Origin of the sequence: Streptomyces sp. NBC_01255, from assembly GCF_036226445.1 — a bacterium.
Classification (GTDB): Bacteria; Actinomycetota; Actinomycetes; order Streptomycetales; family Streptomycetaceae; genus Streptomyces.
The window spans coordinates 1,433,435-1,446,369 of record NZ_CP108474.1 but is presented as its reverse complement, the minus strand read 5'-3'; the positions used below and the strand labels follow the sequence as shown (position 1 = coordinate 1,446,369).

Genomic DNA, 12,935 nt, shown 5'->3' with positions numbered 1-12,935 from the left:
CTTGCCCCCGTGTGTCGTCGTCCCGACTCGTGAGAGTCGTCGGACGGAGACCGTATCGGAGGGGTCCGACACGGTCTCCGTCCGATGCCTGCCGTCAGCCCGTCTTCGCCGGGGCGGGGGCCGGGGCCGTGCGTGCGAAGTGGCGGGCCGTGGGTGTCAGTGCCGCCGCGGCCGGTACGAGGAAGCAGGCGGCGGCGCAGGCGCCGAGTACGGGCGTGACCCCGAAGGCGTCGATCGCCGGGGCGATCAGGGCCAGTCCGACGGGCGCGAGGCCGTAGGACACGAGGAAGTCCAGGGAGGAGACACGGGCCAGCTTGTCCGGGGCGACCTCCCGCTGGGTGGCCGTGAACCAGGGCACGTTGAACAGCTCGATCCCGATCCCGGCGACGGCGTACGCGGCGACGACCACGAGCGGGTGCACCGGCAGCATCAGGCTCAGCGGCGCGACGCCGTACGCGGCCAGCCCGGCGAAGGCGGCCCAGCCCTGGGAGCGCGGGCGCCAGCGGGCGATGACCAGGGCACCCGCGAGCGCGCCCACGGTGTACGCGGTCATGGCCGCGGCCAGTACCCACTGGGTGCCGTAGCGGTCCCTGCTGATCAGGGGCAGCGCGACGCTCGTGGCGGAGTAGCCGAGGGCGATGACCGCGACGAGGGCGGCGAGTCCGGCGAGGAACCACGGGTGGCGCCGCGCCTCGCGTATGCCCTCCAGGAACTCGGCCCGGAAACCGGCGCGCTGCGCGGGCCCGGTGGCAGGGTCCGGCATCGCGGCAGGGTCCGCCGGGGTGGCGGAGCCCTCGCCCGGGACGAGCGCGGCGACCAGCCAGAGCAGGCCGATGCCGAGCAGCAGCGTCCGGACGTCGAGGAAGGCCGCGAGCAGCGCGGTCAGGGCGGGGCCGGCGAGGGTGGAACCGCGTACGGCCATGGTCATGGCGGCGTTGGCCTGTTGGCGGCGCTCCGGGGCGACGGTCTCGGCGGTGAGCGCCTGGAACGCCGGGCGGCAGGCGCCCTGTCCGGCGCCCGCGAGGGCGGCGGCCGCCGTCATCAGCGCGAGCGAGCCGCCGAGCCCGGCGGCGAGGAGGGGCGCGGCCGTCGCCGCCGCGAGGGCCGACCAGAGGACGACCGCGCGGCGGGAGTGCCGGTCGGCGAGCACGCCGCCGACGGCGACGGCGACGAGGAAGCCGGCGGTGCGTGCGGCGAGGACCAGGCCGAGGCCGGCGGCGCCGAGGTCGTGGTGCAGCACGGCGAGTCCGAGGACGAAGGGCAGGGCCCAAGTCGCGAGCCCTGAGGCGGTGGTGCCCGCCCACAGGCGGAGGAACGCGGTGTCGCGGAGGATCGAACGAGGGGGTGGTGCATCGGACTTGGCCGCTGCGGTCGCGGGTGTGGTCGCCACGGTGTGGGTGCTCCTTGGGGGCGGGGATGAGGGCGGGGCGGCTCGGTGAACGCCCCCCTGGGTCTTTAATGAAAATGAATACCATTACAGTACCCTTCGAACGCGGCACTCCTGCCCGGTGCACGACAACACCCATGCCTTATCCAGGCCCCCCGCAGACCGGAGACCCTCATGCGCCACCCCACCCGCCTCGGCATCGCCCTGACCGTCCTCCTCGCCACCGTGGGCTGCTCCACGGCGGGCGGCGACGGCTCCGCGCCGGACGCCAAGTCCACCGACCGGTCGTCCGTCGCTGCGAACGCCGTCACGAGCTGTGGCCGTCAGCTGTCCTTCGCCGGGACGCCTGAGCGGGCCGTCGCCCTGGACCAGACCTCGACCGAGACCCTGCTCGCCCTCGGGCTCCAGGACCGGATGGCGGGCACGGCCAACCTCAAGACGAAGATCCCGGCCCGGTACGCGGCCGCGTACGCCAAGATCCCGGTCATCGCCCCGAAGATCGCCACGGGCGAGCAACTGCGCGCCTCCACCCCCGACTTCGTCGTCGCCGGCTCTGCGGACCTGTTCACCAAGGACCGCGCGGGCACCCGCGAGGAGCTGGACGCCCTCAAGGTCCCCACCTTCGTCAGCGCCGTGGACTGCCCGCAGCAGAACGCGGCCGGTACGACCCCCTTCGAGCTGCTCTTCTCCGACTACGAGAACCTCGGCAAGGTCTTCGGAGTCGAGGAGCGGGCCGGCAGACTCGCCGCCGACCAGCGGGCCACGGTCGCCAAGGCCGGGGCGAACGCCGCCAAGGTGCCTCAGGGTGCGGACCGGCCGACCGTCGTCTACCTCTACTCCGTCTTCAACGGCATGCCGTACGTGGCGGGCGGCACCGGCCTGCCCAGCGAGATGAGCCGGATCGTCGGCGCGAAGAACGCCTTCGACGACGTCGACGAGGACTGGCCGGAGGTCTCCTGGGAGGAAGTCGCCCGGCGCGACCCGGACTTCATCGTGATCGGCGACCTGTCCGAGCGCGGCCGGCCGGGCGACAGCGCCGCCGAGAAGCGCGCCTCGATGACCCGGCACCCGGTGATCTCCCGGCTGGCGGCGGTCCGCGACGACAGGATCCTCGAAGTGCCGGGCATCGAGCTGGACCCCTCCGTGCGTTCGGTGCACACCCTGGGACTGCTCGCGGACGGGATGAAGGACCTCGGGTATGCCCGCTGACCCGCTCGTCCGGAGCGGGAGGGGAGCGGCGGATCTCCTGTCGCCCGCGGCCCGCGGCTCACGGACCGGCGGTGACGCAGGCGGGTCCGTCGCCGCTCGCCGGCCCGCGGCCGCCCAGGTGGTGCTCTTCCTTCTCGCCGTGGGCGTTCTCGTGGGCTCGGTGGCGGCCGCCGTTCGCATCGGCACGGCCGAGGTGACCTGGGCCGGCCTCGGCCGTGTCCTCGGCACCCATCTCGGCCTGGACGTCGAGCCGTTGCCCCCGCTCGTGGACTCCCTCGTCTGGGACCTGCGTCTGCCGCGCGTGCTGATGGCCGCCCTCGTCGGCGCCTCGCTCGCCGTCTGCGGCGCGGTGCTCCAGGCGGTCACCCGTAACGCGCTCGCCGACCCCTACCTGCTCGGCGTCTCCTCCGGCGCGTCGACGGGAGCCGTCACCGTCGTCGTGCTCGGGGTGGGCGCGAGCGCGCTCGGCGTCACCGGGGGTGCGCTCGTCGGCGCCCTGCTGTCCTTCGCGCTGCTCCTCCTGCTGCTCCGGCGCAGCGGGCTCGACTCCGTCCGCATCGTCCTCACCGGCGTGGTCGTCGGCCAGCTGTTCACCGCCCTGACCTCCCTCGTCCTCATGGCCTCGGCGGACGCGGACACCACACGGGCCGTCACCCACTGGCTGCTGGGCTCGATGGCGCCGGCCCGCTGGAACACCGTCGTGGTCTGCGCGATCGTCACTCCGCTGGGTCTCGCGGTGGCGTGGTTCTGCTCCACCGCCCTCGACGGGCTCTCCTTCGGAACCGACACCGCGGCCTCCCTGGGGATCGGCGTCCGGCACACCCGGATGCTCCTCCTCGTGGTCACGGCGGTGCTGACCGCGGTGGCGGTGGCCACCGTCGGAGCCATCGGCTTCGTCGGCCTGATCGTCCCGCACGGGGCGCGGTTCCTGGTCGGGCCGCTGCACCGGGTCCTGCTGCCCTACGCGGCGCTCGCCGGAGCGGTGTTCCTCGTCTGGACGGACGCGCTGGCGCGGATCGCCTTCGCGCCCCGCGAGGTCCCGGTGGGTGTCATCACCGCCCTCCTCGGCGTACCGCTCTTCCTGCTCGTCCTGCGCAGGAGGGGGGAACTGTGAGGATCACCGCCGAAGCACTCAGCTGGTCGGTGGCCGGCACGCGGGTCGTCCACGACGTCAGCCTGGACATCGCCCCCGGCGAGACCGTGGGACTGCTGGGGCCGAACGGCTCCGGCAAGTCGTCGCTGCTCCGCTGTCTGGCCGGCCTCCGGGCTCCTGACGCGGGCGAGGTCCGCTACGACGGGGAGTCCGTACGGCACTGGAGCGCGCGTCGCGTCGCCCGCCATGTCGCCTTCGTCGAACAGGACTCGGGCGCGGACAGCGACCTGCGGGTCGGTGACGTCGTGGGCCTGGGGCGGACCCCGTTCCGGGACCGCTGGCGCGGTCCGGACGCCACCGACCGGGCCGTGGTGGCCGCCGCCCTCGAACGGCTCGGCCTGACCGCGCTCGCCGACCGCTCCTGGAAGGCGCTGTCGGGCGGCGAGCGGCAGCGCGCCCACATCGCCCGCGCGCTCGCCCAGCAGCCGTACGCGCTGCTCCTCGACGAACCCACCAACCACCTCGACGTCAAACACCAGTTGGAGCTCATGGAGCTGCTGTCCGGCACCGGCCGGACGGTCCTGGTCGCGCTGCACGACCTGTCACTCGCCGCCCGGTACTGCGACCGGCTGGTGCTCCTGCACCACGGCCGGCTGGTCGCCTCCGGCCCGCCCGCCGCCGTGCTGACCGCCGACCGGCTCGCCGAGGTCTTCGAGGTGGACGCCGAACTCACCGCCGACGCCCTGGGACACCCCCACGTGACGTACCGAGGGCCGCTCGGCGACGCGGCACCGGCCCCGGCACCCCAACCAGCCCTGTGAAAAGGAAAGCCATGACCCAGACGATCCCCACCTCTGTCACCCCTTCCGCCGCGACGTCCGTCGACGGCCTCGTCGAGGCCGTCCTGGCCGGTGCGCACGGACCGCTTCCCTCCGAACTCGTCGCGACCAGCGTGTTCTGGATCCACCACGGCACCCGCCTGGCCGGCGGCGACACCACCTATCTCAACCAGTACGTCCTCGTCCGCCTCGGCGGCTCGTTCGGTGGCTGCGCCTTCGAGGCCGGCGAGATCGACCCGTCGATCTGCCGTGACTCCTCGGGCACCCCGCTCGACGTGCTCCTGCGAGAGGCTCCGCGTCCGCTGCGGATCGCCGCCCTCGACGCCTACCTCTCCGAGGTCCGACCGCACCGGACGGCAGGCGCGGCGGGCGACGCCGAGCCGGTCACCCTCCCCACCGGCACCCCGGAGGTCCGCGCCAAGGCCCGCGACGCGGCCATCGCGGGCCTGCTGGACATCGAGGAGGGCGCCGAGGTGGGTCTCATCGGCGTCGTCAATCCGCTCGTCGCGGCGATCCGCGCGCGCGGCGGCCGACCGCTGCCCTGCGACCTCAACCTCAGGACCACGCAGTGGGGCGACCCCGTCACCGCCGACATGCACGAGGTGCTGGACCGGGCCCAGGCCGTCGTCGCCACCGGAATGACCCTGAGCAACGGCTCGTTCGACACGATCCTCGACCGCTGTCGCTCCCGCGGCATCCCGCTGGTCGTCTACGCGCAGACCGGCAGCGCCGTCGCCCGGGCGTTCCTCGGCTCCGGCGTCACCGCGCTCTCCGCGGAACCCTTCCCCTTCTCCCAGTTCAGCGCCGAGGAGACGGTTCTGTACCGCTACCGGACGGTGGACGGCGCGTGATCCCCGCCGCCCGCCCGGCCCCTTCCACCGGCGCCGGCACGTGCACGGGCACCGGCGCGGGCACCGGGTACGCGCCCTGTCACCACGGCGAGATCCTCCAAGGGGTCTTCCTCGACGGTGACGGGCTCCGGTGCGCCGGACTGGTCACCCTCCCCATGGCCGGCCCGGGCAGCGGAGCTCGGTTCGTCCGCGCTCCCGGCACGCCGGCCGAGGCGCTCACCGTCGTCCCCGCCGGCCGGGGGAAGGCCGCGCAGGCCGCGGCGCTCGCCGTGGCCGCGTGTGCCGAGCGGGTCGGACAGCCGCCCTGCGGAGGGGAGTTGCGTCTCACCGGCGACATCCCGGTGGGACTGGGCATGGGCAGCTCCACCAGCGACGTGATCGCCGCCGTACGGGCGGTCGCGGACTCGTACGGGCTTCGCCTGACGCCCGAGACCGTCGCCCGGCTGGCGGTCCGCGCGGAGCTGGCCTGCGATCCGCTGATGCTGGACGGAGGTCCCGTGCTCTTCGCCCAGCGGGAGGGCCGCGTCCTGGAAGTCCTCGGCCCGTCCCTGCCGCCGCTGGTCGTGGTCGGCTGCGTGCTGGGCGGCGGAGCGCCCGTGGACACGCTGGCCCTCCCCGCGTACGAGCCCGACGCCGGTGACGTACGGGCCTACGAGCTGCTGCGCGCGCGGCTGCGCCGGGCCGTGGCCACCGGCGACGTCGGACTGCTCGGGCAGGTCGCCACCGCCAGCGCTCGACGCGGCCAACACGTACTCGGACACCCGGAGTTCGACGCACTGACCGGCATCGCCCGCCGGGTCGGGGCGGCGGGCGTGCAGATCGCGCACAGCGGCGCGGTGGCGGGCGTGCTCTTCGACCCGGCCGCGCCGGGGGTGCGGCACCGCGTCCGCGGCTGCCTGCGCGCCCTGGACGCCCACGGCATCCCCGCCACCCGGACCTTCACGACCGCCGCCACCACCACCAAGGAGCCCTGGAATGGACCAGCACATCGCGGAGTCGATCGGCCGGCCGGACCTGATACGTCTCGACGACCGGCTGGTCTGCCTGCGTTTTGAGACGATGAAGGTGGTCTCCGCCCTCGCGGCGGTACGCCACCTCCTGGACACCGGAACCGTACGGCGCGGGGACACCCTGCTGGACAGCTCCAGTGGCATCTACGCCTACGCCCTCGCCCTGGCCTGCCATCGGTACGGCATGCGCTGTCACATCGTCGGCTCGTCCACGGTGGATCACACGCTGCGCACACAACTCGCCGTGCTCGGGGCGACGCTGGAGCAGATGGAGCCGTCCAGCGATCTCAAGCTCGACCAGAAGCGGCGCGTCGAGCGGATCCACGAGATCCTCGCCGAACACCCCGAGTACCACTGGATGCGGCAGTACCACGACGACATCCACTACCTCGGCTACCGCGCGATCGCCGACCGGATCCGGGAGGCGACCGGAACGGACGGGCTCACCGTCGTCGGCGGGGTCGGCTCGGGGGCCTCGACCGGCGCCCTGGCCCGCTATCTGCGCGCGCCGGCCGACGAGCCGCGCGATGGCGAGGCCGACGTCGAACTCGTCGGCGTCCAGCCGTACGGCAGCGTCACCTTCGGCGCCGAGCACGTCTCCGATCCCGAGATCATCATCGCCGGGATCGGCAGCTCCATCCCCTTCGGGAACGTCTCCCACGAGCTGTACGACACCCTGCACTGGATCTCCTTCGACGCGGCACTGGCCGGCAGCGTCGACCTGCTGCGCCGGCACGCGGTCTTCGCGGGCCTCTCGACCGGCGCCGGCTACCTCGCCGCCCGCCACGAACGCGCGCGCACCCCCTCGCGGACGGTCCTCTTCATCGCCGCCGACACCGGCCACCGCTACGTCGACACCGTCTACGCACGGCACCGCGAGGCCGTACCTGTCGAGGGCCTCGCCCCGCGCGACGTGAAGGACCGGAGCGAGCTGGTCCTGCCGTGGTCCCGGATGCACTGGAACCGCGCGTGTGTGTGAGGACTCGTACGTTTCAGCGAGGTGATCACTCGTTGGTGAGTTCACCTGCGCCGTTCCCCTGGTGGGCGTGACGCTGGGGGAGAAGTGGCGGCGAGAGCGCGGCCGGGGCACGGAGCCCCGGCCGCGCCGCGGGCGGGGGAATGGCATGACGCGGGAGTCGGGACCCCAGGCGGGCCTGGACGAGCGGGCGGTGTTGCTGGCGGCGGGCCTCGCCGACCTGGCGGTGAGCACGCTGAGTTCGGGACTCGGGGCCGTCCGCGGCCTGTTGAGGCGTTCGGACGCCGCCGAGGTGGCGGCGGAGGCCGAGCGGGATCTGGAGGCGCGCGGGCGCCTCGTCCTCGACAGGTACGCGTCGCCGCCACCGGCCCACCTGGAGGTTCTCGCCCGGCACGTGCTGGCCCGGCGGGCCGACGATGACGTCTGAGCGCTGGGATCCCGCCGCGTTCAAGGCGCGCGTCGACGCCGTGCTCCGGCGGTACGTCGCCCAGGAGGCCGACCTGCTGTCCGAGGTCGATCCCGCGCTGGGCCCGGTGGCCGGGCAGCTGGAGGCGGCGACCACGGAGGGCAAACGGCTGCGGGCGGCGTTCTGTTACTGGGGCTGGCGCGCGGTGGGGCAGCCCGACAGCGAAGCGCTGCTGCGGGCGGCGGCCTCGATGGAGATCGTGCACGCGGCCGCGGTCGTGCACGACGACCTGATCGACGACAGTCCGCTGCGGCACGGCCGGCCCACCGCGCACCTGGCCCTGCGCGACGCGGTGGAGCACCACCCGCGTCCCGCCGAGGGCGCCCGGTCGCTGGCGATGCTCGTCGGGGACCTGCTCATGTCGCTCGCCGGCCAGCTCTTCGTCACCAGCGGACTGCCGGCCGCCTACCTCGGCCGGGCCCGTCCGCTCTGGGCGGCCCTGGCCCGGGACCTGATCGCGGGCGAGTGCCTGGAGATCCTGCACACCGGCGCGGCCCCGGACACGGCGGCGTCGCTGAAGGTGATCCGCTACAAGACCGCCAAGTACACCGTCGAGCAACCTCTGTTGATCGGCGGCGCCTTGGCCGGGGCCGGGCGGCGGCTGCGCGAGGGCTACTCCGCGTACGGGCTGCCGCTCGGAGAGGCGTTCCAGTTGCGGGACGATCTGCTCGGCCTGTTCGGAGACCCGGAGGTCACCGGAAAGGCCGGCGCCGACGACGTACACGGCCGGCGGCCCACCGCCCTCCTCGCGGAGACCTGGCGGCTCGCGGGGGACGAGGACCGCGGGCGGCTGCGCGACCTGCTCGGCACGTCGGACGACCCCGACGGCGACGCCCTGGACGCCGTACGGGCGGTCATGCGGCGACTGAAGGCACCCGAGCGGGTCGAGGTCATGATCACCGAGCGGGTCGAGGAGGCCCTCCGCGCCCTCGACGCCCTGAACCTGCCCGCGCCTGCCGCCGCCGCGCTCACCGGCCTGGCGCACTCGGCGGCGGTCCGCCGCTCCTGACGCACTCACGCACTCACGCACTCACGGACTCACGGACTCACCGACCGACGGACGACCAGGAGAACAAGGAGCCCCGCCATGACCCGGACCACCGAGGCGTCGACGGACGCCCTGCGGAAGACCGGCGACGAACTCGCCGACGCCACGGTCGCCGCGCTCTTCGAACGCGGCGAGGTCGGTACGTTCAACACCCTGATGCGGTACGTCTCCACCGCCGGCGCTCCGCTGCCGGACGGGCTTCCCGACGTCGCCCGGGAGTACCTCCGGGCCACGAGCGCCCCGCCGGCCTGGGTGGACTGGGGGGAGATGGAGAAGGCCCGGCTGTTCTTCATCGACAACAACGTCCACATCTCCACCGCGCTGTCCTTCGCCGCCATGCCCGCCTGCTACCTCGTCCCGCACGTGGCGAAGCTGCTGTCGACGACCCACGGACTGAGCTACCCGTCCACCCGCATGGCGGAGACAGGCCAGTTCACCGTCTACCTGATGCGGCCCGACGCCTTCGAGGCGGGGAGCCGCTTCATCCCCGCCGCGCAGAAAGTCCGCCTGCTGCACGCCTCCATCCGCCACCACCTCACCCGCGAGAACCGATGGGACGCCGGGGCGTTGGGGGTGCCGATCTGTCAGGAGGACATGATCGGCGGGCAGATGTTCTTCTCGATGCTCGTCCTCGACAGCCTCCACCGCCTCGGCATCCACATGACCTCCGAGGGCGCGGACGCCTACTACTACGCCTGGCGCGTGGTCGGCGCCATGCTGGGCGTCGACCAGGACGCCGTACCGAAGAGCCTCGACGACGCCCGCCGCTTCCTCGACCAGTACATGATCCGCTACATGGGCCCCTCCCCGGAGGGATCCCATCTGACCCGGCAGCTGATCGACCTCTACGAGGAGGTCGTGCCCGGCACCCTCTTCGACCCTGTCGTCTCCGCGCTCATCCGCTACCTCGTCGGCGACACCTGCGCCGACTGGCTGGACGTCCCCCGCACCCGCTGGGACACCCTCGTCAAGTCCGTCCCCCACCTCCTCGGCGTCCTGGAGACCATCGAGGACCGCTCCCCGCTCGGCGCGTGGGCCCTGGACCGACTCGGCCACCTCACCACCGTCCTCGAACTGTCCTCCCTCACCCGCGGACGCGTCATGCACTACGCCATCCCCGAGGACCTCAGGAAGGAGTACGGCCTCTCGGCTATCCCGGCCCGCACGCGCCGCTGGACGCCCCCGGCCGCCACGGTCTCCCCGTGATCCCCGTGATCCCCGTGATCCCCGCGCCCCCGCCGCTCGGGCGGGGGCGCGAGGATTCCCTGTCGCTACGGCACGGTCAGGGGGTGGCGAGTTCCGCGCGGACGGTGCGGGCCGCCGCGACCAGGTTCTCCAGGGAGGCGCGGGTCTCGGGCCAGCCTCGGGTCTTCAGGCCGCAGTCGGGGTTGACCCAGAGCCGCTCGGCGGGGATGGCTTCGAGGCCGGTACGGAGCAGCTCGGCGGCCTCGTGGGCGCTCGGCACGCGCGGCGAGTGGATGTCGTAGACACCGGGTCCCGCCTCGCGCGGGTAGCCGTGCGCGGCGAGTTCGCGGGCGACCTGCATGTGGGAGCGGGCGGCCTCCAGGCTGATGACGTCGGCGTCGAGGTCGTCGATGGCCTGGACGATGTCGCCGAACTCGGCGTAGCACATATGGGTGTGGATCTGGGTCTCCGGGCGCACTCCGGCGGTCGTGAGGCGGAACGCCTCCGTCGCCCACGCCAGGTACGTCCCGTGGTCGGCGGCGCGCAGCGGCAGGGTCTCGCGGAGGGCCGGCTCGTCCACCTGGATGACCGAAGTGCCCGCCGCCTCCAGGTCGTTCACCTCGTCGCGCAGGGCGAGGGCGACCTGGCGGGCGGTGTCGGCGAGGGGCTGGTCGTCGCGGACGAAGGACCAGGCGAGCATGGTGACCGGTCCGGTGAGCATGCCCTTGACGGGCTTGGCGGTGAGGGACCGGGCGTACGCCGTCCAGCGGACCGTCATCGGCGCGGGACGGGAGATGTCCCCGGCGAGGACGGGCGGCCGGACGTAGCGGGTGCCGTAGGACTGGACCCAGCCGTGTCGCGTGGCCAGGTAGCCCGTGAGCTGCTCGGCGAAGTACTGGACCATGTCGTTGCGTTCGGGCTCGCCGTGGACCAGGACGTCGAGGCCGGTCTTCTCCTGGAAGGCGATCACGTCCTGGATCTCGGACCTGATGCGCTCCTCGTACCCGGCGGTGTCGATCCGCCCGGCCCGCAGGTCGGCCCGCGCGGTCCGCAGCTCCGCGGTCTGCGGGAACGAGCCGATGGTCGTGGAGGGGAGCAACGGAAGCCGGAGGGCGGCGTGTTGGGCGCCCGCGCGGTCGGCGTACGGCTGGGGGCGGCGGGTGTCGGCGTCGGTGACGGCGGCTGCGCGGGAGCGGACGGCCGGGTCCTGGGTGATCGGGGAGCGGGCGCGCGAGGCGAGGTCGGCGCGGTTGGCGGCGAGTTCGCCGGTGATGGCCCCGGTGCCCTGCGAGAGTCCCTTCGCGAGGGTGACGATCTCGGCGGTCTTCTGGCGGGCGAAGGCGAGCCAGCGCAGGATCTGCGGATCGATCTCGCGTTCCGCCGTGGCGTCGAGCGGGACGTGCAGCAGGGAGCAGGAGGCCGCCACGTCGACGCGGTCGGCGAGACCGAGGAGGGTGCCGAGTGTGGTGAGCGACGCGGCCAGGTCGTTGACCCAGATGTTGCGGCCGTTGACCACTCCGGCGACGAGTCGCTTGCCGGGCAGGCCGCCGATGGCGGCGAGCGAGTCCAGGTTGGCGGCCGCTCGCTCGGTGAAGTCGAGGGCCAGCCCCTCCACCGGCGCCTTGGCCAGCACCGGGAGGGCGTCGCCGAGCCGGTCGAAGTAGGAGGCGACCAGGAGCTTCGGACGGTCCGTGAGCGCGCCGAGGTCGCGGTAGGCGCGTGCGGCGGCGTTCAGTTCCGCCGGGGTGCGGTCCTGGACGAGGGCGGGCTCGTCGAGCTGCACCCAGTCGGCGCCCGCCGCGCGGAGGTCGGCGAGGACCTCGGCGTACACCGGAAGCAGCCGGTCGAGGAGGGTGAGCGGATCGAAGTCGGCCGCCACGCCGGGCGCGGGCTTGGCGAGCATCAGGTAGGTGACGGGGCCGACCAGGACGGGCCGGGCGCCGAGGCCCAGGTCGAGAGCTTCCCGGAAGCCCGCGACCTGCTGGGAGGAGTCGGCCGAGAAGACCGTGTCAGGTCCCAACTCCGGGACGAGATAGTGGTAGTTGGTGTCGAACCACTTGGTCATCTCCAGTGGCGCGACATCCTGGGTGCCGCGTGCCATGGCGAAGTAGCCGTCGAGCGGGTCCGCCGCGACGGCGGCCCGGTGGCGGGCGGGGATCGCGCCGACCATGACGGTGGTGTCGAGGACGTGGTCGTAGTACGAGAAGTCGCCGGTGGGGACCTCGTCGACACCGGCGGCGGCGAGCTGCCGCCAGGTGGTACGGCGCAGTTCGGCGGCGGTCGTCCGGAGGGCGTCGGCGCTGACGCGGCCCTTCCAGTAGCCTTCGACGGCCTTCTTCAGTTCCCGGTCGGCGCCTTGGCGGGGGTAGCCGTGCAGGGTGGCCTGCGCTGCCGCGGCTGCGGACTTGGTGGTCACGGAGATCTCCTTCGCGAGATGAATCCCTGAGGTCCCGGTGACGGGACGAGGGCGCGAAGGGTGACGGAACGGACGGTGCGACCCGGCGCGGTGCGACGCGGTCGTCCTTCTCGCTCTGTACGCCGACCCGCCCACGAGGTCACCGGAACATCCGCGCGCGGAATCGTCCGCGTGCGGGCAACGGGCAGGTCTTCGGACTCGCGGGCACGTCCTCACGGGGGAGGACACCTAATGGCCGTCGCTTCCCAGACCCTTCCCGGGTCCAGTGCTGATGACGGCGGTCGTTCCCGCTCACCGCTGCGGGGCAGTCCCGGATTCCCACCGGGTTCCCTCTTACGACGCATCCCGTCCGGCTGACGGGGGCGAACCAGCTGCACCCGCAGCGTAGCCCGGTCCTCGCGGTCTTTGCACGCAAGGGGACTCCGGGGCCCCAGCAGGCCCCGGAGTCCGTCAGG

11 protein-coding genes and 1 riboswitch are annotated in these 12,935 nt (G+C 73.3%); of the genes, 9 read left to right on the top strand and 2 right to left on the bottom strand.

What is annotated here, in order from left to right:
* Positions 1-94 precede the first annotated feature (94 nt).
* Positions 95-1,390, bottom strand: coding sequence for an MFS transporter (locus tag OG357_RS06175; RefSeq protein WP_329620170.1), 1,296 nt, complete (start codon positions 1,388-1,390; stop codon positions 95-97).
* Between the two features lie 171 nt (positions 1,391-1,561).
* Here OG357_RS06175 and OG357_RS06170 point away from each other — a divergent pair, with 171 nt between their 5' ends.
* The 9 genes from OG357_RS06170 (at position 1,562) to OG357_RS06130 (ending at position 10,085) form a co-directional block, all read left to right on the top strand.
* Entirely contained in the window at positions 1,562-2,596 is a 1,035-nt protein-coding gene (locus OG357_RS06170; protein ID WP_329620169.1) for an ABC transporter substrate-binding protein, read from the top strand.
* On the top strand, positions 2,586-3,710 hold the full coding sequence (locus tag OG357_RS06165; protein ID WP_329620168.1) for a FecCD family ABC transporter permease: 1,125 nt from the start codon (positions 2,586-2,588) through the stop codon (positions 3,708-3,710). Before OG357_RS06170 ends, OG357_RS06165 begins: the two co-directional genes overlap by 11 nt.
* Positions 3,707-4,510 carry an ABC transporter ATP-binding protein gene (locus OG357_RS06160; RefSeq protein WP_329620167.1) on the top strand — a complete coding sequence of 268 codons (804 nt, stop codon included), beginning with the start codon at positions 3,707-3,709 and terminating at the stop codon, positions 4,508-4,510. The genes OG357_RS06165 and OG357_RS06160 overlap by 4 nt, the downstream gene beginning before the upstream one ends.
* Before the next feature lie 11 nt (positions 4,511-4,521).
* On the top strand, positions 4,522-5,379 hold the full coding sequence (locus OG357_RS06155; protein WP_329620166.1) for a Rossmann-like domain-containing protein: 858 nt from the start codon (positions 4,522-4,524) through the stop codon (positions 5,377-5,379).
* Positions 5,376-6,434 (top strand): GHMP family kinase ATP-binding protein, encoded by a 1,059-nt coding sequence (locus OG357_RS06150; protein ID WP_329620165.1) that lies wholly within the window; start codon positions 5,376-5,378, stop codon positions 6,432-6,434. Before OG357_RS06155 ends, OG357_RS06150 begins: the two co-directional genes overlap by 4 nt.
* Positions 6,355-7,368 (top strand): pyridoxal-phosphate dependent enzyme, encoded by a 1,014-nt coding sequence (locus tag OG357_RS06145; RefSeq protein WP_329620164.1) that lies wholly within the window; start codon positions 6,355-6,357, stop codon positions 7,366-7,368. The genes OG357_RS06150 and OG357_RS06145 overlap by 80 nt, the downstream gene beginning before the upstream one ends.
* 145 nt (positions 7,369-7,513) lie before the next feature.
* Complete coding sequence (locus OG357_RS06140) at positions 7,514-7,792, top strand: polyprenyl synthetase (protein WP_329620163.1); 279 nt, start codon at positions 7,514-7,516, stop codon at positions 7,790-7,792.
* Complete coding sequence (locus OG357_RS06135) at positions 7,782-8,840, top strand: polyprenyl synthetase family protein (protein ID WP_329620162.1); 1,059 nt, start codon at positions 7,782-7,784, stop codon at positions 8,838-8,840. The genes OG357_RS06140 and OG357_RS06135 overlap by 11 nt, the downstream gene beginning before the upstream one ends.
* Positions 8,841-8,918: 78 nt before the next feature.
* The gene (locus OG357_RS06130) at positions 8,919-10,085 is read left to right on the top strand and encodes an oxygenase MpaB family protein (protein ID WP_329620161.1); all 1,167 of its coding nucleotides are present in this window, start codon (positions 8,919-8,921) and stop codon (positions 10,083-10,085) included.
* Between the two features lie 76 nt (positions 10,086-10,161).
* Here OG357_RS06130 and metE read toward each other — a convergent pair whose 3' ends face one another.
* Positions 10,162-12,480 carry a 5-methyltetrahydropteroyltriglutamate--homocysteine S-methyltransferase gene (gene metE / locus OG357_RS06125; RefSeq protein WP_329620160.1) on the bottom strand — a complete coding sequence of 773 codons (2,319 nt, stop codon included), beginning with the start codon at positions 12,478-12,480 and terminating at the stop codon, positions 10,162-10,164.
* Between the two features lie 166 nt (positions 12,481-12,646).
* A riboswitch (cobalamin riboswitch) is annotated at positions 12,647-12,867 on the bottom strand.
* Between the last annotated feature and the right edge of the window lie 68 nt (positions 12,868-12,935).